Source organism: Cryobacterium sp. TMT1-2-1, assembly GCF_004403955.1.
Classification (GTDB): domain Bacteria; phylum Actinomycetota; class Actinomycetes; order Actinomycetales; family Microbacteriaceae; genus Cryobacterium; species Cryobacterium psychrotolerans.
On sequence record NZ_SOHC01000042.1, the window covers coordinates 65,754 to 88,406 of the forward strand.

Below are 22,653 nucleotides of genomic sequence, written 5' to 3' on the forward strand. Positions count from 1 at the left end.
GCCGATGCTGCTAGCTTCAAGGTGTGCCGAAACCCTTGACCAACGCCGTGCGCCGGGTGCTGCAGGGCATCTGGCGCTCGCGGCACTCCTGGCCGGACCGGCTCAACGCGGTCGCGGACGGTCTCCTGTCCCGGGCGCCGGATCGGGTGCTCCGGGGGCTCGACCGGGCCGTCCTGGGCGGCGGCGCCCGCATCCCCGGCCCGGCGCAGGCACCCGACACGGACATCCGCTTGTACGTTGCCCCGGCCAATTTCGCCGGCCAGGGCGGCCAGTGGGCCCGCGCGGTCTCCCGGCATGTGCCCGGCGCCGGGGCGGTGAGCATGGGCTTCCAGGGCGCCGGCGCGTTCGGCTTCCGGGCCGACTACCCGGTCGACAAAGACGTGTACCTGTACTCCGGATCCTGGCAGCGGCGCCAGCTCCGGGCGGTCAGCCGGGGCTTCACCCACGTGCTGATCGAGGCCGAGCGCCCGCTGTTCGGCACCTTCCTCGGCTCGGTCGAGCGCGAGGTGGCGGCCCTGGCACGGAGCGGGGTCCGGGCCGCCTTCGTCTGCCACGGAACCGACATCCGGCTGCCCAGCCGCCACGCCCGGACGAATCCGTTCTCTCCCTACCGCGACGGCCTGCTCGCGCAGACGCCCGAGCTGGAACGGCGCGCCCGGGAGAACCGGCGGGTGCTCGACCGGTGCGGGCTCCCCGTCTTCGTCTCCACTCCCGACCTCCTGCTCGATGTCGCGCAGGGCCTCTGGCTCCCGGTCGTCGTCGACCTCGAGCGGTGGAAGCGCTCCAATCCGGCACTGACGGGCCCGCGCCCGGTTGTCGTCCACATTCCGAGCAAGGCGATCATCAAGGGCACCGACCTCGTCGACCCGATTCTGACGGCGCTGCATGACGACGGCCTGATCGACTACCGCCGGGTCGAGGGCGTTCCCTCGGGAGACATGCCCGAACTGTACGGTTCGGCGGACATCGTGGTCGACCAGTTCCGGATCGGCAGCTATGGGGTGGCGGCGTGCGAGGCGCTGGCATCCGGGCGGCTCGTGGTCTCGGATGTCTCGGAGCAGGTGCGCGCGGAGGTGGAGGCGGCCACGGGCCTGGCCCTGCCGATCGTCCAGGCGACCGCCGCCGAACTGGCCGAGGCCATCCGCCGGGTCGTGGCCGATCCCGGCCACTACCGGCAGGTCGCCGAGGCGGGTCCCCGCTTCGTCGGCGAGGTGCACGACGGCCGCTATTCCGCGCGCATCCTGGCCGCCCACTTCCTCTCGACGGGCGCCTGAAGACGCCGCTCAGGCACGCTCGCCTAGGATTGCCCGTGTGAAGTTACTGAGTGTCGTAGGTGCCAGACCGCAATTCGTCAAGCTTGCCCCGATCGCCCGGGCGGCGGCAGAGGCCGGGGTGGAGCACATCATCGTGCACACCGGTCAGCACTACGACCCGCTGCTCTCCGATGTCTTCTTCGAGGAACTCAGCATCCCCGCGCCGACCGTGCACCTCGGCGTCGGCTCCGGCAGCCACGGCGTGCAGACCGGAGCGATGCTCGGTGCCCTCGACGCCGTGCTCACCGAGCACAACCCCGACTGGGTCCTCGTCTACGGGGACACGAACTCCACCGTCGCCGCCGCGCTGAGCGCCGTGAAGCTGCACTACAAGGTCGCGCACCTGGAGGCCGGGCTGCGTTCCTTCAACCGGCGGATGCCGGAGGAACACAACCGGGTGCTCACCGACCACGCCGCCGACCTGCTGCTCCCGCCCACCGAGGTGGCGCTCGCGCACCTCACCGCGGAGGGGCTCGCCGACCGCTCCATCGTCGTCGGAGACGTCATGGCCGACGTGCTCTACCAGGTTCGCGACGCCGCCGCGGGCCGGCCCTCCCAGCTGCTCGAGTCCCTCTCCCTCGAGCACGGCGGCTTCTACCTCGCGACGCTCCACCGGGCCGACAACACGGATGACCCCGCCCGCCTGGCCGAGATCGTCGACAGCCTGTCCTCCCTCGACCGCCCGGTCGTGCTGCTCGCCCACCCGCGCCTGATCGCCAAGGCGGCGGAGTTCGGCATCGACCTGGCCACGGGCACGCTCATCCCGCATCAGCCGCTCGGCTACTCGGAACTCATTGCGGCCGTCATGGCCAGCGCGGGCGTGGTGACCGACTCGGGCGGCCTGCAGAAGGAAGCGTTCCTGCTGCGCGTGCCGTGCACGACCGTGCGCACGGAGACCGAGTGGGTCGAGACGATCGACCTCGGCTGGAACGTGCTGGCAACCTCGCGCGAGCAGATCGCCGCCGGGGTCACCCGGCCCTGGCCGGCCGCCACGGATGCCGCGCCCTACGGCGACGGCCACGCCGCCACCCGTGTGATCGCCGCGCTCCTCCAGCACTAGCCCCCGCGCGGCGCCAGCCGTGCACCACAGCGGCGAGGCTCGCAGTTTCTGCCGAGAGTCGCCGTTGCAGCGGGGACTCTCGGCACAATCGGCGACTCTCGCGGCGGGCGACCGCGGCGGCGGCGGCCGGTGGGACCGGCCTGTGCGCCGACCTTGACTGTTCCGGTCGAGTTGCCCTGGTGTGCCGGGCAAGCTCGACCGCACCTGTCAATCTCGGCGAAGGTTGCGCCGAGACTCGCCGTTTCTGCCCAGTGTCGCCGTTGCAGCGGGGACTCTCGGCACAATCGGCGACTCTCGCGGCCGGCGAGCGGGCCGGCGAATCTCGCGAGCGGGCGGCTCAGCGGCCGAGCGTCTTGTCCCACTCCTTGACCGAGGTGATCTCGGGCAGCGCGTCCCGGTACTGGCGGGCGAGTTCGGGCCAGCGGCGACCGATCTCCCGGTGCAGGCGCCAGCTCTCGCGCAGCATCCGCCGGAACTGGCGGCGGTCCCGGGAATACCAGGTCTTCCCGGCGCCGTCGGCGGTCGAGACGAGCGCGCTGTCGAAATACGGCAGCCGGAACCAGACGCCGTCGCGCTTGGACAGCTCCACCTGCGGGCGCTCGACATTGGCCGCGGCCGGTTTGACCAGCCAGTGCCGGGCCACCATCTGCGCGGTGAAGAGGATCAGCGCCAGTCCGCGAGGTCCCCTGGCCTGCTGGGTGCCGGCCGGGATCGGGTACACCCGTTTGCCTTCATTGGTCACGGGGGTTTCGGCATCCGATTTCAGCACGCGCTTCTCGCGGAAGTCCGCGGCCTGGGCCCGGAGCTCGGCGAGCTTGGTCGGCAGCGTCGCGTGCATGTGCGCGGGGCCGCTCAGCACGTCGCGCAGGGCCTGCTGGCGCAGGGCAACCGGGTAGTACTGCATCGACAGCAGGTGCTTGATGTCCCAGATGCGGCTGTCGCGCAGGAGATCCCCGCCGCCCTTGAACGGCGAGTGCAGCAGCGCGGCCACGAACCGGTTGCGGGCGTGGAAATACGCCTGCCAGTCGATGGAGTCGTCCTTGTCCAGCCAGGACACATGCCAGAGCGCGGCGCCGGGCAGGCTGACGGTCGCGAATCCGGCCGCGCCGGCGCGGAGGCAGTACTCCGCGTCGTCCCACTTGATGAAGGCGGGGAGGGACAGGCCGACGGACCGGAGTGCCTCGGTCGGGATGAGGCAGAACCACCAGCCGTTGTAGTCCGCGTCCATCCGGGCATGCATCCAGCGGGTCTGGCGCAGGTTGCTGAACCGGAAGTCGTGGGGAACCTTGTCGTGCGGTTCGGAGTGCCAGACGAACGGCTTGAGGTCGACGGTCTCGGCGAAGGCGTGCAGCACCGGGCGGTCGAGCAGGTCGAACATGTGCCCGCCGACGAGTACGGGGCGCCGGCTGAACCGGCCGAATTGCAGCGCGCGGAAGATGCTTTCGGGCTCGACCTTGACGTCGTCGTCAAGCAGCAGCACGAAGTCGCTCTCTGGTCGGTCGAGTGTTTCCGCCATTGAGCGGGCGAAGCCCCCCGAGCCGCCGAGGTTGGGCTGCTCGATGACCTGGAGCTGGTCGCCGAGCCTGGCCGCGACGGCCGGGTAGGCGCCCTGCGCCTTGACCTTGTCGTTGCCCTGGTCGACGAGAAAGACCCGGTCGATCTCGCCCAGCAGCGCGCCGCTGCCGGCGAGGGCGTCCAGCGTTTCGACGCAGTAGTCGGGCTTGTTGAAGGTGGTGATCCCGAGGCAGACCTTGCCCGTCCGGGCGGGCTCGTCGGGGGTGGCCCAGCTGCCGCCGCGGAGCACGAGCGGTTCGGTCCCGGCGACGATGTCGAACCAGTACCAGCCGCCGTCGCCGAAGGTGACGACGGGGAGGTCGACGCTGGTGCTCATCGTTCCGGCCAGGGCGTGCGACTCGACGCGCTGGGCGATGCCGTGCGCGGTCGAGCGGTAGATCATCAGCGTCCCGGCGCCCTCCGTCTGCAGGTTCAGGCGGATCGAGCGCACCGTGGTCCAGTGCTGCCAGTAGGACGCGGGGAATGCGTTGAAGTAGCTGGCGAAGGAGACGCGCGCGGTGGCGCCGATCCGGATGCTCTCCCTCGAGATCAGGTCATCGATGTGCGCGTTGTCGCTCACCCGGGTCTCGGTGTCGCCGAATCGGGCCCAGGTGTCGGCGTCAAGATACAGCGAGAGCACATCCGGGTCGTTCTCCAGCGGGAAAACCACGTTCTGAATCGTTGTCCAGTCAGTCAATCGTTCGTACTCCGTTCAGCTGCGCCGGACGTCACGTCCACCTACGACCCTACCGTCCGGCGCCGGGATGCCTCCTGCCCGCGACTGCGGGCGCCGCCCGCGCCTGCCCCGCCGCCCGATCAGGCGCGGGGGACACGCAGGAACGGACGCAGCACGACGAGTTGCACGGCCAGGACGCTCACTTCCGCGGCGGCGAGCCCGAACGCGAGCCCGGAGACCCCGAACCAGAGCGTCAACGGAATCATCAGCGCGCTTCCCACGACCGCGCCGACAATCGTGCTGACGGCCAGCGCCTTGGTCAGCTCGAAGGCGTTCATGCAGGCGAATCCGGTCAGCTGGGAGGCCAGGAGGGCACCGAGGTTGATCCCCATCGCCAGCGCGAGGCTGAACGGGATCGTCAGGGTCCCGCCCGAGAGGATGGAGCCGGCCCAGGGGCCGAGCAGCGTGTAGCCCAGCGCGCCGACCCCGCCCAGCAGCAGCGCGATCCAGAGCACCCTCCGGGCCCGGAAGACCTGGACGTCCAGGCTGCGGGAGGGGACGTAACCCTGCGCCACCTGCACGATCGGCCGCGTCGAGTACAGCGCGAGCCGCACAATCCGCTCGGCGAGGGCGTAGGCGGCGGTCGCCTGTGGGATGAAAATGCCGACCAGGATGACCGGAACGTTCACGTACAGCGACGACGTGACGGACATCGTGACGGATGCCGAGTGCCCGCGCAGGTTACCCACGGCGGGCCGGGGCGAGAGGAAGAGCGTCCAGCCGGGGTACCGACGCAGGATGTCCCGGGTGGTGACCACCGTCGCGACGACGACGCCGAGACCCTGCAAAGCGACGAACCACAGCGGGTTCCCGGTCGCCATCAGGATCAGCGCGCCGAGAACCGTCCCCACGTTGCGGGGGAGCGTGTCGAGCAGGAGGAAGCGGATGGGGCTGGACTCCCCGACGTAGAACCAGCCGCCGCCGAGGGCGGCCAGCACGCCGGTGGCGACCGTGACGGCCGCGAGCATCCCGTCGCCGCGCGAGAGCGGAATCGCAATCACGATCGCCACCGGCAGGATCGGCACGCAGAGCCAGAGGCGGCTCATCAGCGAATCGAGGTAGAAGCGCCCGCGCTCCCCGTCGTCCAGCGTGGCCACCGTCGTCGGACCGGTGACACCCCAGCCGAACACGGCGATGACGAACGCGAACCCCGCCACGGCCTGCGCGACGGCGATCGTCGCCCAGGCGTCCTTCCCGGCGAAGATGATCACGGCCGGGATGACGGCGATGCTGATCACACCGCTCAGCAGGACCGAGATGCCGTAGCCGCCGGTGAACCTCAGCAGACGACGATTCACGCTAGTCCTCGAACCGCCGCGGATGCCGCGCCAGGGCGCTCCGCCAGCTCATGCCCTGCGATGCCTTCATCGCGCAGACGACGAGGAGCAGCCAGCCGAACTCGACCAGGATGGTGCTCTCCGCGGCCGACGCGACCAGCAGGGCGACGAGGGTCAGCGCCGGCCAGACGTGCACGAAGGTGCGCTTGTTCGAGGCGAGCAGCCAGGAACGCACGAAGGCGAGCCCGACCAGGGCGACGAAGGCGAGGAAGCCGACCAGGCCGGCCTGGAAATAGACGTCTAGGAACGCGTTGAGACCGGATGACTGGTCGCGGCCGGTGACGAAGTCGAGCCAGCCGTACGGGGTGACGTTGTTCGGCCAGTACCCGGCCCAGCCCCAGCCTTCGAGGGGATGCAGGGCGATCAGGCGCCACATTTCGCGCCACAGCGTGTAGCGCACCTCGAATTCGCTGCCGGCGTTGAGCAGTTCGATGAGCCGGCCGCGGGCAATCCACGCGCCGATCAGGGCGATCACGGTCGCGCCCAGGAGGCCGAGCTGCAGCATCCATCGTCCTTCGGCAGGCGTGCGCCGCAGCCAGTACAGGGCGAGGGCGGCGACGCCGACGAACAGGGCGACGAGCATGATCACCGGGGAACCGGCGAGAAGGATGCACAGCCCGGCCAGCACGAGCGACCCGATCGCCGGGCCCCGGCGCAGCGACCGCGACCGAAGTTCGACGGCGAAGGTGATGAACGCGAGGAGCGCGACCAGCCCGAGCACGTTCCGCGAACCGAAGATGCCCTGGATCGGCCCCAACCGGGCCAGGTTCCCCTGGATTCCGAGGAAGGCGATCGGCAGGTCGAGCAGCAGGCCGGAGACCACCTCGAGTGCGAGGGAGACCCCCAGCAGCACGCGGAGCACGTCGCCGGTGGCGCGCACAATCTGAATGGTGTCCCGGGCCAGGGCGATGTACACGGCCAGGAACGCGAAGGTCAGTTGGTAGCCGACCCCGGTGAGGGTGGCCACGGTGTAGCCGCTCCAGACCAGGGTGAGGGTGGACCAGCCCAGGAAGACGAGGATCGAGATCGGCAGCAGCCCGTGCCATTCGATGCTCGCGCGGCGGGCGGAGAGCGAGAACGCGGCCAGGGCCACGAGGCCGACCAGCACGGCGGCGAGCCCCGCCCAGCCCATCACGCTCTTCAGAAGCGAGATCGAGAAGGCCACGCCCAGGGCCACGTGGGTGAGCGAGGTCGCGAACCGGGGCGAAGCGAGGATGCGTGCCAGAGCCGACGGGACGGCGGAATTGTACGCACGGGGGATCATGACGATTCCACGCTACCGTCTACGGCATCGGTGCGGCGGAGGCCTGCTGACGTTTCGTCATCAGGGCAAGCACGCAGAGGATGACCCAGCCGAATTCGACGAGCATCCGGCTCTCGGCCACGCTCTGGGCCAGCAGTGCGGCCAGCAGCAGCAGCGGCAGCAGCGCGGACGCCGTGTAGGGGGACTTGTCGGCCAGGCCATGGCGCGGGCGGTCGACCGCGAGGAACCAGGACCGCCAGAGCGTGGACAGCACGAGCGCGGAGAACACGATGAGACCGATGATGCCCAGCTGCAGCCAGACGTCGAGCCACGCGTTGTGCGCCTGCAGGTAGACGACTCCCTTCCGCACGGCGAGCCCGTCGAAGGGCTCCACCCACGGCGCCCAGTAGCTCACCCAGCCCCAGCCCTGCACCGGGCGCTGGGCGGCCAGCCCGGTCACGCTCGCCCAGATGTCGAATCGGCCGGTCAGGTCGGGGCTCTTGCCGAACAGGCCGAGAAGCTGCGGGGTGAACGCGATCAGGGCCCCCGCGGCGGCGAGAACGGATGCCCCGGCCGTCAGGTAGACCGGCCGGCGTCCGTCGGCGCCCGCCCGGCGCGCCCACAGGGCGAACACCAGGGTCAGACCCACCGCGGCGGCGGCCAGGGTGACGGTCGCCGAACGGGTGAGTACGAGCATCAGCACGGCGAGGGACAGCCAGGCGATCCCCCAGCCGCGCCGCACCGTGCCGGCGGCCAGCTGCACCGCGAAGACGATGACGGCGAGGAGGGCGAGGAAGCCGAGCAGGTTTCGGCTGGCCACGATGCCTTCGATCGGTCCGCCCTGAAGCAGCAGGCCGCGGGACCAGTAGAACGCCTGCGGCACCGTGTCGGTGCCGTAGTCGACCCAGAACGGCAGCACCGCGTGGCGCACGAATATTCCGACCCAGAGCTCGAAAAGCAGGGAGAGGCCCAGCACCCAGCGCAGGGCGACCGAGAACGCGCGCAGGAGTTCGGCCCAGGTCAGCGCCAGCGCCAGGAAGACCGCGGGCAGCGTGGTCGCCCACTGCAGGGCGATGCCGATCGCGCTCGCTCCGGGATAGAAGGACCAGGCCAGCGAGAGGGTCGCGAGCCCGAGGAAGGCGACCAGGGATTTCGGGAAGGCGCGCCACATCCAGTCGGGCCTCAGCCTGACCAGGCCGACGATGCTGCCGACGAGGAGCACCAGCGCGATCGCGCCCCACCCCCACCAGTCGAGCAGGTTGCGCCAGAACTGTCCGGCGACAAGCGTGAACAGCACGAACGTCGCAAAGGTGCGGACGACGAAACGGCTGCGGACGGGGGGCATGTGACTAAGGGTAGTGGCGCCGGCTCAGGCGGATGCGGCCTCGCCGCGGCATGCTTGGTAGTTTGGGTCGACGGAGCCAGGCAGGAGCCAGCCATGTTTGTGGGCATTTCCAACACACCGCGGGATTACGCATGGGGTTCACCGACCGCCATTGCGACCCTGCTCGGGCGTGAGCGCTCCGGCAAGCCGGAGGCAGAGTTGTGGCTCGGCGCGCACGCCGGCTCGCCGTCGACCATTGTCGACCCGGGCGTCGCGGGCGGGGCAACGAACCTGGCCGAGTGGATAGCCGCGTCACCGGAGCGGGCGCTCGGCGCCCGGCTGGCGGGTTCCTCCGCACCGCCACGGCTGCCGTTCCTGATGAAGATCCTGGCGGCCGGCAGCCCCCTCTCCCTGCAGGCGCACCCCTCGCCTGAGCAAGCCCGCGCCGGGTTCGCCCTGGAGAACGAGGCCGGCATCCCGGTCGACGCGGCCGGCCGGAACTACAGCGACCCGTTCCACAAGCCCGAACTCATCTACGCGCTCAGCGAGACCTTCGATGCGCTCTGCGGATTCCGCGACCTGGGCGAAATCCGGCGGATCCTGGCGGAGCTCCGAGCCCTGGACGCCGCGAGCGACGAGCCGCAGGCGGGAGCGCTCGACGCGTTCGAGAGCCGGCTCCTCGGGCCGGACGCGCTCCACGACGTCGTCGACTGGTTGCTGCGCGACGGGCGCGGCGGCGACACCGGCGAGGTCGCCTGGCTCGTCGAGCGCGTGGTCGCACTGGCCCGGCAGGCCGCGTACCTGGCCGAGGGCGGGGCCGTGATCGGCTTCGCGGCGGAACTCGCCACCGTGCGGGACCTGGCCGAGGCCTACCCCGGCGACCCGGGCATCGTGCTCTCCCTGCTGCTCAACCACGTGACCCTGCGCCGAGGCGAGGTGCTCTACCTGCCGGCCGGCAACATCCACGCCTATCTCTCCGGACTCGGGGTCGAGGTGATGGCCGCCTCGGACAACGTGCTCCGCGGGGGGCTGACTCCCAAGCACATCGACATCGACGAGCTGCTCGACGTGCTCGACTTCACCCCGCTCCCGGTGCCGTATCTGCCCCCGTCCGCCGATGGCCCCGGGGTGTCCGTGTACCGTCCCGACGTGCCGGACTTCCGGCTCGTGCGGGTTGACGCGGATGCCGCCGGCCCGGGCGATGTGCCCATGCGGCAGGTCACCCTGGCCGGGCCGGCGATCGCCATCTGCACGGCGGGCGGGTTCCTCGTGGCCGGCGCCGCGTCATCCGCACGCGTCAAGCGCGGCGACGCGGTCTTTGTCACCCCCGACGAGGGCACCATCACCTTCGCCGGCGCCGGCGAGGTCTTCCTCGCCACCACCAACACGCCCTAGTCCCTGGCCGGACGTCGCTGAGATGCGGACAAAGTACCTTCCCCGGCCGAACGAAGGTGCGTTGTCCGCAATTCAACTCTCGGCACGGGGCTGGAGCGCACGCGTCAGCCGGCGCGGCGGCTGCCGAAGGTGCGGCGGTAGGCCGTCGGGGTGGTCTGCAGCACCTCGAGGAAGTGGTGGCGCATGACGGCCGCCGCGCCGAAGCCGGTGTCGCCGGCGATGGCCTCCAGGCTCCACTCGGTCTCCTCGAGCAGTTGCTGGGCCCGGAGCAGCCGCTGGCGGTTGAGCCAGGCGGTCGGCGTCGTGCCGAGGTCCGCGCGGAAGCGGCGCGCAAAGGTGCGGGGCGACATCAATGACTTCCGCGCGAGCTGCTCCACCGTGAGTTCCCGGTCGAGGTTCTGCATCATCCACTCGGTGACGACGGCGAAGGAATCGCTCCGGCTCTCCACCACGGGCGACGCGATGAATTGCGACTGCCCGCCGTCGCGCTGGGGAGCGACGACCATGCGGCGCGCGATGATGTTCGCCGCGGCCGCGCCGAGTTCCTTGCGCACAATGTGCAGCGCGGCGTCGATCCCGGCGGCGGTGCCTGCCCCGGTCACGACCCGGCAGTCCGCCGCATACATCCAGTGCGTTGTGCTGCGTCGCCCGTTCAGGATGCCCGCCTCGGCGAGCACGAACGCCCCGCTGCAGACGCTGAGCACCCAGGCGCCGCGTGCCTCCGCATCCCGCACGACCCGCAGGATCTCCGGGTGGATCGGGGCGCCGGCCTCGTAGGCGGGGATCGCGATCAGGTCGGCGTCTGCGGCCGCGGAGAGATCCTCGTGTACCAGGATGTCGAAGCCGAGCTTGGTGCGGATCGGGCCCGGCTCCGCGGCGGTGACGTGGAAATCGAAGACCGGGCCGCCGTGCTCGCTCCGGTCGATTCCGAAGACCTCGCAGATGACCCCGAACTCGAACGGGGACATCCCCGGGGCAGTCCACGCCCTCCGGTTAGGCTGTCCCCGGTGGCAGCACGCGGTTGCCGCCGGAGCAGTGAGGGGCGCACATGGCTTGGTTAGTCACCGGGGGAGCCGGTTACATCGGCGCCCATGTTGTTCGCGCGTTCCTCGCCGAGGGCATCGAGGTCGTCGTGATCGACGACCTCTCCAGCGGCCATGCCGAGTTCGTCCCGGAGGGCGTGCCGTTCGTTCGCGGCAGCATCCTGGACGTCGAGCTCCTGCGCCGCACCTTCGCCGAACACGACCTGAGCGGCGTCGTGCACGTCGCCGGCTACAAGTACGCCGGTGTGTCCGTGCAGCGCCCCCTGCACACCTACGAGCAGAACGTCACCGCAACGGTGACCCTGCTGGCCGCCATGCAGGAGGCCGGGGTCGACCGGATCGTCTTCTCCTCCAGCGCCGCCGTCTACGGCACCCCGCGCACCGACCTCGTCACCGAGGACACTCCCAAGAACCCCGAATCGCCCTACGGGGAGTCCAAGCTCGTCGGCGAATGGCTGCTGCGCGACCAGGCGGTGGCGACCGGCCTCCGCCACACGTCCCTGCGCTACTTCAACGTTGTCGGTTCCGGCGCGACCGACTTGCGCGACACCAGCCCGCACAATCTCTTCCCCCTCGTCTTCGAGGCGCTCGCCGCCGGACGCACCCCGCGGATCTTCGGCGACGACTATGCGACGCCGGACGGAACCTGCGTGCGCGACTACATCCACGTGTCCGACCTGGCGGTCTCCCACGTTGCCGCGGCCGGTCGTCTGGATGCCGGTGAGCCGATCGAGCCCGTGTACAACCTCGGCAGCGGGGAGGGCGTCTCGGTCGGGGAAATCATGGCGACGGTGGCCGCCGTCACCGGAATCGACTTCGCGCCGGCGCATGAGCCGCGTCGTCCGGGAGACCCCGATCGCATCGTCGCGTCCGGCGAACTCGCGGCGCGGGACCTCTCCTGGAGCATGCGCCACAGCCTGGACGACATGGTGCGGAGCGCCTGGGAATCCCACCGGGCCGTCGCCGCCCCGAACGGGTGACATGTTTCCGATCCTTGGGCGAGTCGAAACCCTAGAGCCAATATCGAGGGTTTACTCTTTGCGACTTGACGTGGGGGGAACTACACCGATGTAATTAGTTCAAGACACGCAATGAATGCGCGTCGCACAAGGGGTGGGAGACGATATGTCAATATCTGGGTATCGTGCCGGGGTTCCTGAGGATTGGTTTGTCGATCCAGTCCGCTTGGGAGTGCCCGGAGTGCGCAAGGAAACGGGAGATGACAATCCCCTGGCGTGGCAGACGGATTCGCTCTGCGCCCAGACCGATCCGGAGGCGTTCTTCCCTGAGAAGGGCGGCTCGACCCGCGATGCGAAGAAGATCTGCGGATCCTGCGAGGTTCGCACGCAGTGCCTGCAGTACGCGCTCGCCAACGACGAGCGATTCGGGATTTGGGGCGGACTGTCGGAGCGCGAGCGCCGCAAACTGCGCAAGCGCGCCTGAACGCAGCGCGACTGAGGTCGCGGCGGCCGGTCGGATTTAGGGCGCGCCCCCCACGCTCCGGGGCGCGGGGCGCTCCCCGACCTAGGCTGTTCCCGATATGCAACCGCGAGTCACCGCCATCCTTGTCGCCCGTAACGGCGCGAATCACCTTGAGCGAACTCTCGAGGCCCTCGCCTCGCAGACCCGCCGGCCCGACGTCGTGGTCACGGTCGACTGCGGGTCGACGGATGCCACGGCGTCGCTTCTGGCCGCATTCGGCCCCACCCACTTCATCTCCGCCGAACACGACCTCACGTTCGGGCAGGCGATCGCCGCCGGTGTGAAGGTCACGGCCCCGCCGGAGTCCAGCCACGAAATGCTCTGGCTGCTCGCCCAGGACAGCGCCCCGGCGCCGGGCGCCCTGGAGGCGCTCCTCGGCGGGCTGGAGATCGCGCCATCCGTTGCCGTAGCCGGACCGAAGGTCATGGAATGGGACGCCGGAGACTACATCCACGATTTCGGCGAGTCGATGACGTCCTTCGGCGCCACCGTGACCCTGGTCGAGAGCGAACTCGACCAGGGACAGCGCGACGGCATGAGCGATGTGCTCGCCGTCGGCGCCGGCGGGATGCTCGTGCGGCACACCGTGTGGAACGAGCTCGGCGGCTTCGACCCGGCCCTCCCCGCCATCGACGACTCCCTCGACTTCTGCGTGCGGGTGCGGATGGCCGGCTACCGCGTCTCCGTCGTCGCCGCGGCCCGCGTCGCCTCCGCCGGTGACGGCGTCGCCGGCCCGGACGGATCCTCGCGGGGGCGCCCCCGCCGCAAACGCCTGCGGATGGAGCGTGCCGCCGGGCTGCACCGCCGCCTGGTCTACGCACCGGCCTGGGCCCTGCCGTTCCACTGGCTGTCGCTCGTTCCCCTCGCCTTCCTGCGCTCCATCTTCCAGCTGCTGCGGAAGGAGCCGGGGGCGATCCTGGGCGAGTTCTCGGCCGCGTTCGGTGCGGCAGTCCACGGGATGCGCGTGCTGCGCGCCCGCCGCCGGTTCGCCGCGACACGCAAGCTCGGCTGGGCCTCGATCGCCGGCCTGCGCGTGCCCACCGTCGAGGTGCGCCGCCGCCGGGCGCTCCGACGCGAGGCCAGCCTGACCGGCGTGCGCGGCGACCGGCCGGAGATCCGCTTCCTGGCGTCGGGCGGCGGCTGGACGGTGCTCGCGGCGGCGGTGGTGGGCATCACGGCCCTCGCTCCGCTGCTGGGCGCGCGCACGCTCACCGGCGGCGGCCTCCTGCCCCTGTCGAACACCCCTGCCGACCTCTGGGGCGCCACAGGCTACGGATGGCGCGACATCGGCCTCGGGTTCGTCGGCGCCGCCGACCCGTTCGCCGCCGTCCTCGCCGTGCTCGGGTCGATCTTCTTCTGGGCGCCGTCCTTCGCCCTCGTCGCCCTGTACTTCCTCGCGCTTCCGCTCGCCGCCTTCGGCGCCTGGATGGCCGCATCGCGCCTGACCGAACGCGGATCGCTGCGCGCGGTCACGGCCGCACTCTGGGTTTTGTCACCCCCCTTCCTGACCGCACTGGCGGCCGGACGCCCCGCCGCCATCCTCGTGCACCTGCTCCTGCCGTGGCTCTTCTTCGCCGGTTACGCCGCGGCCCGCTCATGGTCGGCCTCGGCGTCGGCCGCCCTCCTCTTCGCGGCCGTCGTCGCCTGCGCTCCCTCCCTCGCTCCGGCACTGCTGATCGGCTGGATCGTGTCGGTCGCGGTGAGCGGACGCAGCGTCACGCGCTTCATCGGCATCCCGCTCCCCGCCCTCGCCCTGGCCGCGCCCCTGATCTGGGACCAGGGGCTCCGCGGCGCCTGGCTGTCGCTGCTCGCCGACCCCGGGGTCCCGCTCCCGAGCCACCCGGTATCCGGATGGCAGCTGGTCCTGGGCTTCCCCTCCGGCGAATTCGGCGGCTGGACCCCCCTCCTCGACACCCTCGGGATCCCCGGCGTCGACGCCGAGCTGCTCGTGCCGATCCTGCTCGCGCCGCTGGCCGTCCTGGCCGCGGTCTCGCTGTTCCTGCACGGGGCCAGGGCGGCCGGCTTCTCCGTGCTCACCGCCGTCCTCGGGCTGGCGACCGCCATCTGGGCCGGCCAGCTCTTCTTCGCTTCGCTCGGGGCGCAGCCGGTGGGCGTGTGGGCAGGGCCCGGGCTCAGCCTCTATTGGCTGGGTCTTGCCGGAGCCGTCCTCTGCGCCCTTCGCGGCCTGCGGATGTACGCCATCGCGCCCGCAGTGACGGCAGGCATCGCCCTGCTCATCGTGGTCGCACCGCTGGTGGGGTCGCTCCACCTCGGCTCGTCCGTCGTTTCCGCGGGCGGCGACCGCACCCAGCCCGCAATCGTCACCGCAGAGGCGCAGACGAACGCGCGTCAGGGCACGCTGCAGATCACCCCGCAGCCCGACGGCGGCATCCGGGCCACGGTGGTTCGCGGTGCCGGCGTCACCCTCGACAAGCAATCCACACTGTCGAGCACCGACCGGAGCCTGGACGCGCACGAGCGCGAACTGGCCGCGCTGGCCGGCAACCTCGTCTCCCGCAGCGGCCTGGACGCTTCGGCGGGCCTGAACGAATTCGGGATCCGCTTCGTGCTGCTGCGCCCGGCCGCGGTCACTCCGATCGGCACGGCGCGCGTCGCCCCGGTCACCCCGGTGGCCGCGGAGACGCTCACTCGAACGACGACGGCGCTCGACGGCAACGCAGCCCTGGCGCCGGTGGGCGACACGACCTTCGGCCGCCTGTGGCGGCACGACGCCCCGGCGGATGCCCTGGGCGACGTGGCGATTCCGGCGAACGCCGGGGGAGCGCTGGGCCTGATCGCCTTCCTCGTCGCGGCGGTGGTCATCGGAGCGACCGTGCTGCTGTCCATCCCCACCGGAGCGGGACCCGAGGCCGTCCGCCAGGCCAACCGCGACGCGATCCGGCGCACGGCGAGGGAGAAAACCAAGCAGAAGCGCCTCGCCAGGGCCAGGGCCAGGCCGGAGCGGGCGCCGAGGGCTGCGCGCGCCGGCAGATCCGTCCGCGGGGCAAAACCGGGCGCCCAAAGGGCTCGGGGCGGCGCCCCCACGCCGGCCGTAACACCCACGCCGGCCGAAACTCCAGATCCGGCCGTCACACCCACGCCGGCCGACGCCCCGACCCAGCAGCAGGAGGACGACCGTGACCGGTAATCGCGCAGTCCAAACGGGCTCCCGAATCGCCGCCGGCCTCCTCGGCCTCACCCTGGCCGTCAGCGCCGCGGGTGCAGCGGCGATCATCCCCTGGCCGACCGCGACCCGCACCCCGCCCTCCGCCCTGGTCGCGCCCATCCCGGCCGAGCAGCTGAGGGTGTGCCCCGGCCCGCTGCTGACCCTCGCCGAGGACTCGGGCCAGGCGCAGGCGGCGACATCCGTCGGCCGGGCGTCCGCCGTCTACGGGAGCACCTACGGGGCGAATGCGCCCACGGACATCGACGATGTCACCGAGCTCGCCGCCGCCGACAACCCGCGCAGCGAACGCGACGGCGGCCCCTTGCTCCTGCGCGTTCCCGCGCCCGAGGGCGCCACGGTGCCCTCGCTCGTGGCCGGAAGCCAGTCGCAGACCGCCCGGGGCGAATCCGTCGGCGGGTTTGCGGCCGCCGCCTGCGGCGAGGCCGGCGCCGACGCGTGGCTCGTGGGCGGATCGACCGACGTCGGGCGCACCAGCCTCGTGCTGCTGAGCAACCCGACCACCGTGGTCGCGAGCGTGGACCTGACCGTCATCGGCGAGACCGGCATCGTGGATGCGCCCGGCGCAAACGGAATCCTGGTGCAGCCCGGCGCGCAACGGATCGTCTCGCTGGCCGGCCTTGCCCCGAACCTCCAGTCGCCCGTCGTGCACGTCGAGGCACATGGCGGGCAGGTCGTCGCATCCCTCGAGCAGAGTCTCATCCAGGGAATCGAGCCGTCCGGCGTCGAACTGATCGCACCGTCGGCCGCCCCGTCCCTCACCCAGGTCATCTCCGGGCTGGTCGTCACGACGCAAGCGCCGCCGGCCGCGGAGACCGACGCCGACCACGTGTCCGACGAGATCCCCTCCGTGCGCATTCTCGCGCCCGGCGAGGAGTCGGCGCAGGTGGAGGTCGTCGTCATCGGCTCCGACGGGCCGGGCGCCCCGATCAAGGTCGACGTGCAGCCGGGCATCGTCGCCGAGATCCCGCTGCCGGGCCTGGCCGCCGGCAACTACGCCGTACGACTCGTTTCCGACCGGCCCGTCGTGATCGCCGCGCGCGCCTCGGCGGACGGCGCCGACGGCAAAGACTTCGCCTGGTTCGCGGCCTCGGCCCCGTTCCCCGGCGACTTCATGGTCAGCGTCGCGCGCGGCCCGGCACCCACCCTGCACCTGGTGAACACCGGCCAGGGCGAGGCCGAGGCGACGCTCACGGACGACACCGGCAAATCAACCACCCTCATGGTCGGCCCCGGCGCTACGGCGGCCCGGCGGCTGGCCGGCGGTGAGCGCTACGTGGTCTCCGGAGGCACATCGCTGGTGGCCTCGGTGAGCTATGCGGGAGCCGGGATGCTGTCCGGTTTCCCGCTCAACCCCTCCGGGCCGCTGGCGACACCGATCCGGGTCTACCCGCGCTGAGTCGCCGGCGCCGCAGCATCCGGGTCAGAGGTGGCGGAACCGGTCGGGCGCGAGGTCCCAGGGGTCCTTGCCGAGAAGCTCGGCGATGGCGCGGAACACGCAACTCTCGATCACCATCCGCTGGTGGAATTCGTCATTGCGGTGCAGCCGGGTCAGTCGCTGGATCGGCAGGCGGTAGAAGACGATGCGGCGCTCCGCGGCGTTCACCCACCAGCGCTCGACGCCGACCCCCGGGATGACGGAGCGCGGACCGGCGGCGACCTCGAAGACCACGTCGGCCAACTCGGGCCAGACGCCGCGCAGGTAGTCCACGGAGGAGGCGATGGTCATATCGAACAGGTCGATGCGCGTGCGCAGCGGGGGCAGGTACGGCCCGGTCGCGGAGCTGCGGATTCCGCGTCCGTGCCGGTCCCGGCCGCGCCCGCGAGCGGTGGGCGCCGGTGCCGGTTCTGCGGAACGGCGTGATCGGGGCATGTTGCCATCCTACTTCCGGCTCCGCCGGCGGTAGCCTGAAGCACTATGTCAAACCGGCCGTGTTCCCGAATCACCTGCGGCGATCCGGCCGTGGCCACGTTGACCTTCGTCTACGCCGACTCCATGGCCGTGCTCGGTCCCCTCTCGGCCGCGCACGAACCGCACGCCTATGACCTCTGCGAGCGGCACGCCGCCCGCACCTCCGCGCCCCAGGGCTGGCAGGTCGTGCGCCACCGCGTGATGGGGGACGCGGCGGGGTGAGGTAGATTTTGGGGCATGAGTTCCGCCCTGAACGACGATGCCATTGCCCACCTCAACACCATCGTCAAGGCGTATGACGTTCGCGGCCTGGTCGGCAGCACGCTGACCGCCGACATCGTCGCCGCCCTGGCGGCCGGGTTCGTCGACGAGGTCGGCGCGGCCGGGACCGAGGTCGTCGTCGGGCACGATATGCGCGATTCCTCCCCTGGGTTCGCGGCCGCCTTCGCCCGCGGCGCCCGGGCCCGCGGAGCCACGGTCGTCTCGATCGGCCTCTGCTCCACCGATGAAAGCTACTTCGCCTCCGGCAGCCTGAATGCACCCGCAGCCATGTTCACCGCCAGCCACAACCCGGCCGAGTACAACGGCATCAAGTTCTCCCGTGCCGGCGCGCAGGGCATCAGCATGGACACCGGGCTCGGCGCCATCCGCGACCGGGCGGCGGTCTACCTGGCCGAGGGCATCCCGGAGGTGGCCGTGCCCGGCGGCAGCCGCGACCTCGACGTGCTCGCCGACTACGCGGCGTACCTGCGCCGGCTCGTCGACCTGACCGGCATCCGGCCGATCAAGATCGTGGTCGACGCCGGCAACGGGATGGGCGGGCTGACCGTCCCGGCCGTGCTCGGCGAGGCCGTCGGCCTGGCGAAACTACCGATCGAGATCATTCCCCTCTTCTTCGAGCTCGACGGCACGTTCCCCAACCACGAGGCCAACCCCCTCGACCCGGCGAACATCGTCGACCTGCAGAAGGCCGTCGTCCTGCACGGGGCCGACCTCGGCCTCGCATTCGACGGCGACGCCGACCGCTGCTTCGTCGTCGACGAGACCGGCCAGGCGGTCAACCCCTCCGCCGTCGCCGCGATTGTGGCCCTGCGCGAGATCACCCGCGTCCGCGCAGCCCAGCCGGACGGGGAGATCTTCGTCATCCACAACCTGATCACCTCCCGCGTCGTCGAGGAGACGATCGCGGCGGCCGGTGCCATCCCGGTGCGCACGCGGGTCGGCCACTCGCTGATCAAGGACGAAATGCGCGAGACCGGGGCGATCTTCGGCGGCGAGCACTCCGCCCACTACTACTTCCGGGACTTCTGGGGCGCCGACAACGGCATGCTCGCCGCGATGCACGTGCTCGCCGAGTACGGGCACCAGGACCGCCCGTTGTCGGAGCTTTCGGCCCGCTTCACGCCGTATGCGTTGTCCGGCGAAATCAACTCCACCGTCGAGGATGTGCCGGCCGCGTACTCGCGCATCGTCGAGGCCTACACCGGCAAGGCCGATTTCGACGAGTTCGACGGGCTCACCGTCACCGGCATGACCAGCACGGATGAACCGTTCTGGTGGTTCAGCGTCCGCCCGTCGAACACCGAGCCGCTGCTGCGCCTGAACGTCGAGGCGGCGACCCCCGCCGTGATGGCCCGGGTGCGCGACGAGGTCCTCGAGCTCATCCGCGGGTAGGCCGGGTCGAACGCGACCGGGCGGAACAGGCCCGCAATACCGCGGGCTAGAGCCGGCCGGCCGCCTTGAGGGCGATGTAGCGGTCGGCCAGGGCGGGAGGCAGCGCCGCGGGGGAGCCCGTGACGACGTCGGCGCCCAGCTGGCGGATCGCCGCGGAGACGCGTCCGATGTCCAGGAGCGCCCGCTCGGCCGCCGCAGCGCGGTACACCGCTTCGCGGTTGCCGCGTTCCCCCACGGCTTCGGCCACGGCCGGGTCGGTGACGGAGGCGACCAGCACGGTGTGCCGCCGGGTCAGCTCGGGCAGCACCGACAGCAGGCCCGACGTCGCCCCGGCCGCATCGATCGAGGTGAGAAGCACGACGAGGGCACGCTGGCTGGTCAGCGCACGAACCTGCCCGGGCACCGCCGCCCAGTCCACCTCGATCAGCTCCGGCTCGATCAGCGCCATGGCGTCGACCATCCGGGAGAGCAGCTCCGCGCCCTGTGCCCCGTGCACCCGGCCCCGAACGCGCCGGTCCCACGCGAGCACGTCGACGCGGTCGCCGGCCCGCGAGGCCAGCGCGGCCAGCAGCAGTGCGGCTTCGAAGGCGGTGTCGAGGCGCGGCTCGGTGTCGACGCGCGCCGCCGATGTGCGCCCGGTGTCGATGACGATGACCACCCGGCGGTCACGCTCCGGCCGCCAGGTGCGCACCATCACATCGTTCCGGCGGGCCGTCGCACGCCAGTCGATGGATCGCACATCGTCGCCGCGGACGTACTCGCGCAGGGAATCGAATTCCGTGCCCTGCCCGCGCACGAGCAGGCTGGTCCGCCCGTCGAGTTCCTTCAACCGGGTCAGCCGGGACGGCAGGTGCTTGACGGAGGCGAACGGCGGCAGCACCCGGATGCGCCCGGGCGCGTCCAGGGTCGCCTGGCGCGCCCACAGGCCGAGCGGCCCGAACGACCGCACGGTCACGTGCAGGGCCCGGCGCTCGCCGCGGCGGAACGGCGTCAGGGCGAGGGAGACCAGGCGGCGCTCCCCGGGCGGGATGATGACCGGAGTGCGGTTGTTGCCGGCTCCCGCTGACGGCTGCCAGGCATCCCGTACGACGCTGTGCAGCGTGCGCCGGCCGGTGTTGGTCAGGGCCAGGCGGCTGGTCACCGACTCGCCGAGCCGCACCCGGCCGGGGAGGCCTCGCTCGAGCGAGAGGCTCCGGGGCGAGGCCGCCAGGGCCAGGTCGAGCAGGCCGAGCGCAAGCACCGCCCCGAGCCACCACCCGAGCACGCCGAGGGCCTCCGGCACGGTCCGGCCGAACAGCACGATCGGCACGGCGCCGAGGGCGACGAGTGCGACGAACCGTCCGGTGAGGGCCATCGACGGGTTAGATCGGTACCTGGATCTGCTGCACGATTCCGCGCAGGATGGCGTCGACGGAGACGCCCTCGAGCTCGGCCTCCGGCCGCAGCTGGATCCGGTGCCGCCAGACGGGCAGCACCATCGCCTGCACGTGGTCCGGGGTGATCGAGTCGTACCCGCCCAGCCAGGCCCACGCCTTCGCGGAGGCGAGGAGGGCCGTCGTCCCGCGCGGGCTCACGCCCAGCCGCACGGACGGGCTGCTCCGCGTCGCACGGGCCAGGTCCACGATGTAGGCGAGGACATCCGGGCTGGAACCGACGGAGGCCACGGACGCCTGCGCCGCGGCCAGCCCGTCCGACCCGAGCACGGCGGTGACCCCGGCCCCGGCCAGGTCGCGCGGGTTGAAGCCGGTGGCGTGCCGGCGCAGCACCTCGAATTCGGCGTCTCGTTCGGGGATATCGAGCACGAGTTTGAGCAGGAAGCGGTCCAGCTGCGCCTCCGGCAGCGTGTACGTGCCCTCGTATTCGATCGGGTTCATCGTTGCGGCCACGATGAACGGCTCCGGGAGCGGCAGGGAGACGCCGTCGACGCTGACCTGTCGCTCCTCCATCGCCTCGAGCAGGGCCGACTGGGTCTTCGGCGGGGTGCGGTTGATCTCGTCGGCGAGCAGGATGTTCGTGAACACCGGGCCCCGGCGGAACTCGAACTCCCCCTCGGCGGTGTCGTATACGAGTGACCCGGTGACGTCGCCGGGCATCAGGTCGGGTGTGAACTGCACGCGCTTCGTGTCCAGGCTCAGGGCATGACTCAGCGCGCGCACGAGCAGCGTCTTGGCGACGCCGGGCACCCCCTCGAGCAGCACGTGGCCCCGGGCGAGCAACGCGATGATCAGTCCGGTCACGGCGCCGTCCTGGCCGACGACGGCCTTGCCGACTTCGGTTCGCACCTGGGCGAGGGACTGGCGCAGCGTGTCGAGGGCCGGGGCGGGAGTCGTCATGGGCTCATTCTTCCGTGTGACGGGGGCGTGGCCTGGCGGATCGCCCGGCGTTCGAGATCTTCGATCTGGTCGGACAGCCTGACGAGCTCGCGGTCGCTGGCCGGAATCGCCCCGATCAGGACCGTTCCGACCTGGTCCGTCGGCCGGCCGGTGATCGCCGCGACGGCGAGCACGATCTCGTCGGCCCCGGCGGTCCGGGGCAGGCCGAGGCGGGTGGCCAGTCGCTGGAGCGCGCCCATTCGCAGGGCGTCGATGGCGTGCAGGCGGGCGTCACCGCGCGCGTACAGCCGCGCCCTGCCCTCCATGGTTTCCCTGGCCCGAACCGTCACGGGCAGGTTCTCGGCGACCAGGGGGCCGAACCGGCGGCCACGCCAGACGAAGGCGGCCAGGGCGGTGAGCGCACCGAGGACGAGTGTCGGCGTGACCCAGCCCGGGGTCAGCTCGCCGAGCGAGGGCGGTCCGGTTTCGGCGACGTCGGCGAGCGTGGGCAGGTACCAGACGACCGTGTCGCCCTGGCCGAGCAGGTTCAGCGCGAGCGCCGCGTTGCCGAAGGTGCCGATCGATCCATTGCTCAGCTTCGAGCCGTCGGCGAGCAGGGTGAGCGCATGGTCGCCCACAGTGCGCTCGATCAGCGAATACCGGTCCCCGTCGCTGGGGAAGCAGCCGGTGAGCGTCGCCCGGCCCGGCCCGTCCTGCCCGATGAGCGTGAGGGTGGTGCCGCCGGGGGAGAGCTCGCCCGCCTTGACCGCGGCAGCCAGGTCGCATTCGGCCGGGAGGGAGTCCGCCCCGGAGACGCCGCCGAACCCGACGCCTGGCGCCAGCGCCTGCAGGGCGGCGAAGTGCGGATCGGCCAGGACGGTACGCGGCGCGAGCGCCGCCATCTCCGCGAGCCCGGCGGCGTCCAGGTAGCCCGCGGCATCCGAGAAGAACACGGTCGGGTCGGCCGCCGACCGGGTCGCGCGGCGGGCCTGGCCGAGGGTGTCGGCCAGGGTCACGCTCACGCCCCGGTCGCGCAGCACCTCGACCAGGGCGCGGCCGCCCGCCTCGCCCGCGTTGTCGGCGG

General features: G+C 71.4%; 18 protein-coding genes. 9 read left to right on the forward strand and 9 right to left on the reverse strand.

The features are described from left to right. Positions 1-23 precede the first annotated feature (23 nt). Together E3T33_RS15560 and wecB are read left to right on the forward strand one after the other, a co-directional pair. The gene (locus tag E3T33_RS15560) at positions 24-1,274 is read left to right on the forward strand and encodes a glycosyltransferase (RefSeq protein WP_092323106.1); all 1,251 of its coding nucleotides are present in this window, start codon (positions 24-26) and stop codon (positions 1,272-1,274) included. 37 nt (positions 1,275-1,311) lie between these two features. Further along, positions 1,312-2,373: a UDP-N-acetylglucosamine 2-epimerase (non-hydrolyzing) gene (wecB, locus tag E3T33_RS07530; protein WP_134476361.1), complete on the forward strand. Its 1,062-nt coding sequence runs from the start codon at positions 1,312-1,314 to the stop codon at positions 2,371-2,373. 337 nt (positions 2,374-2,710) lie between these two features. Here wecB and E3T33_RS07535 read toward each other — a convergent pair whose 3' ends face one another. From E3T33_RS07535 to E3T33_RS07550, 4 genes are all read right to left on the reverse strand, one after another. Beyond that, entirely contained in the window at positions 2,711-4,624 is a 1,914-nt protein-coding gene (locus tag E3T33_RS07535; RefSeq protein ID WP_092323103.1) for a glycosyltransferase, read from the reverse strand. 119 nt (positions 4,625-4,743) lie between these two features. Beyond that, entirely contained in the window at positions 4,744-5,961 is a 1,218-nt protein-coding gene (locus tag E3T33_RS07540; protein WP_134575071.1) for a hypothetical protein, read from the reverse strand. Between the two features lies 1 nt (position 5,962). After that, a complete protein-coding gene (locus E3T33_RS07545; RefSeq protein ID WP_134575072.1) occupies positions 5,963-7,264 on the reverse strand; it encodes an O-antigen ligase family protein in 1,302 nt (433 codons plus the stop codon). 19 nt (positions 7,265-7,283) lie between these two features. Continuing rightward, complete coding sequence (locus E3T33_RS07550) at positions 7,284-8,588, reverse strand: O-antigen ligase family protein (RefSeq protein WP_134476365.1); 1,305 nt, start codon at positions 8,586-8,588, stop codon at positions 7,284-7,286. Between the two features lie 93 nt (positions 8,589-8,681). Between E3T33_RS07550 and manA the strand changes: the two genes are divergently transcribed. Further along, a complete protein-coding gene (gene manA, locus E3T33_RS07555; RefSeq protein WP_134575073.1) occupies positions 8,682-9,962 on the forward strand; it encodes a mannose-6-phosphate isomerase, class I in 1,281 nt (426 codons plus the stop codon). A gap of 104 nt (positions 9,963-10,066) precedes the next feature. On the opposite strand, the gene E3T33_RS07560 is transcribed toward manA, so the two are convergent. Further along, positions 10,067-10,930: a helix-turn-helix domain-containing protein gene (locus tag E3T33_RS07560; protein WP_134575074.1), complete on the reverse strand. Its 864-nt coding sequence runs from the start codon at positions 10,928-10,930 to the stop codon at positions 10,067-10,069. A gap of 80 nt (positions 10,931-11,010) precedes the next feature. On the opposite strand from E3T33_RS07560, the gene galE reads away from it, so the two are divergent. The 4 genes from galE to E3T33_RS07580 all read left to right on the forward strand — a co-directional run bounded on the left by galE (position 11,011) and on the right by E3T33_RS07580 (position 17,070). Then, a complete protein-coding gene (gene galE / locus E3T33_RS07565) occupies positions 11,011-11,985 on the forward strand; it encodes a UDP-glucose 4-epimerase GalE (RefSeq protein WP_092323093.1) in 975 nt (324 codons plus the stop codon). A 145-nt stretch (positions 11,986-12,130) separates the two neighbouring features. After that, positions 12,131-12,448, forward strand: a complete 318-nt coding sequence (locus E3T33_RS07570; protein WP_092323092.1) for a WhiB family transcriptional regulator — start codon at positions 12,131-12,133, stop codon at positions 12,446-12,448. 97 nt (positions 12,449-12,545) lie between these two features. After that, positions 12,546-15,635: a glycosyltransferase family 2 protein gene (locus E3T33_RS07575; RefSeq protein ID WP_134575075.1), complete on the forward strand. Its 3,090-nt coding sequence runs from the start codon at positions 12,546-12,548 to the stop codon at positions 15,633-15,635. Continuing rightward, positions 15,625-17,070 (forward strand): DUF5719 family protein, encoded by a 1,446-nt coding sequence (locus E3T33_RS07580; RefSeq protein WP_092323089.1) that lies wholly within the window; start codon positions 15,625-15,627, stop codon positions 17,068-17,070. The genes E3T33_RS07575 and E3T33_RS07580 overlap by 11 nt, the downstream gene beginning before the upstream one ends. A gap of 24 nt (positions 17,071-17,094) precedes the next feature. Here the strand turns inward: E3T33_RS07580 and E3T33_RS07585 are convergent, their stop codons facing one another. Continuing rightward, a complete protein-coding gene (locus tag E3T33_RS07585) occupies positions 17,095-17,544 on the reverse strand; it encodes a metallopeptidase family protein (protein WP_092323087.1) in 450 nt (149 codons plus the stop codon). A gap of 45 nt (positions 17,545-17,589) precedes the next feature. On the opposite strand from E3T33_RS07585, the gene E3T33_RS07590 reads away from it, so the two are divergent. After that, positions 17,590-17,805: a DUF3499 family protein gene (locus tag E3T33_RS07590; protein WP_134575076.1), complete on the forward strand. Its 216-nt coding sequence runs from the start codon at positions 17,590-17,592 to the stop codon at positions 17,803-17,805. A 15-nt stretch (positions 17,806-17,820) separates the two neighbouring features. Continuing rightward, positions 17,821-19,257, forward strand: a complete 1,437-nt coding sequence (locus E3T33_RS07595) for a phosphomannomutase/phosphoglucomutase (protein ID WP_134575077.1) — start codon at positions 17,821-17,823, stop codon at positions 19,255-19,257. Between the two features lie 46 nt (positions 19,258-19,303). Here E3T33_RS07595 and E3T33_RS07600 read toward each other — a convergent pair whose 3' ends face one another. From E3T33_RS07600 to E3T33_RS15220, 3 genes are all read right to left on the reverse strand, one after another. Next, positions 19,304-20,611: a DUF58 domain-containing protein gene (locus tag E3T33_RS07600; protein WP_134575078.1), complete on the reverse strand. Its 1,308-nt coding sequence runs from the start codon at positions 20,609-20,611 to the stop codon at positions 19,304-19,306. A 7-nt stretch (positions 20,612-20,618) separates the two neighbouring features. Further along, positions 20,619-21,590 (reverse strand): MoxR family ATPase, encoded by a 972-nt coding sequence (locus E3T33_RS07605; RefSeq protein ID WP_134575079.1) that lies wholly within the window; start codon positions 21,588-21,590, stop codon positions 20,619-20,621. After that, positions 21,587-22,653, reverse strand: a 1,067-nt coding sequence (locus tag E3T33_RS15220; protein WP_166784437.1) for a DUF4350 domain-containing protein, incomplete at its 5' end; no start/stop codon positions are given. The genes E3T33_RS15220 and E3T33_RS07605, both read right to left, overlap by 4 nt.

What these genes read in the sequence shown, in the direction of transcription:
- E3T33_RS07545 (WP_134575072.1), bottom strand. Translation starts at nt 7,264, where the DNA reads ATGATCCCCCGTGCGTACAATTCCGCCGTCCCGTCGGCTCTGGCACGC.
- E3T33_RS07550 (WP_134476365.1), bottom strand. Translation starts at nt 8,588, where the DNA reads ATGCCCCCCGTCCGCAGCCGTTTCGTCGTCCGCACCTTTGCGACGTTC.
- manA (WP_134575073.1), top strand. Translation starts at nt 8,682, where the DNA reads ATGTTTGTGGGCATTTCCAACACACCGCGGGATTACGCATGGGGTTCA.
- E3T33_RS07560 (WP_134575074.1), bottom strand. Translation starts at nt 10,930, where the DNA reads ATGTCCCCGTTCGAGTTCGGGGTCATCTGCGAGGTCTTCGGAATCGAC.
- galE (WP_092323093.1), top strand. Translation starts at nt 11,011, where the DNA reads ATGGCTTGGTTAGTCACCGGGGGAGCCGGTTACATCGGCGCCCATGTT.
- E3T33_RS07570 (WP_092323092.1), top strand. Translation starts at nt 12,131, where the DNA reads ATGTCAATATCTGGGTATCGTGCCGGGGTTCCTGAGGATTGGTTTGTC.
- E3T33_RS07575 (WP_134575075.1), top strand. Translation starts at nt 12,546, where the DNA reads ATGCAACCGCGAGTCACCGCCATCCTTGTCGCCCGTAACGGCGCGAAT.
- E3T33_RS07585 (WP_092323087.1), bottom strand. Translation starts at nt 17,544, where the DNA reads ATGCCCCGATCACGCCGTTCCGCAGAACCGGCACCGGCGCCCACCGCT.
- E3T33_RS07590 (WP_134575076.1), top strand. Translation starts at nt 17,590, where the DNA reads ATGTCAAACCGGCCGTGTTCCCGAATCACCTGCGGCGATCCGGCCGTG.
- E3T33_RS07595 (WP_134575077.1), top strand. Translation starts at nt 17,821, where the DNA reads ATGAGTTCCGCCCTGAACGACGATGCCATTGCCCACCTCAACACCATC.
- E3T33_RS07600 (WP_134575078.1), bottom strand. Translation starts at nt 20,611, where the DNA reads ATGGCCCTCACCGGACGGTTCGTCGCACTCGTCGCCCTCGGCGCCGTG.
- E3T33_RS07605 (WP_134575079.1), bottom strand. Translation starts at nt 21,590, where the DNA reads ATGACGACTCCCGCCCCGGCCCTCGACACGCTGCGCCAGTCCCTCGCC.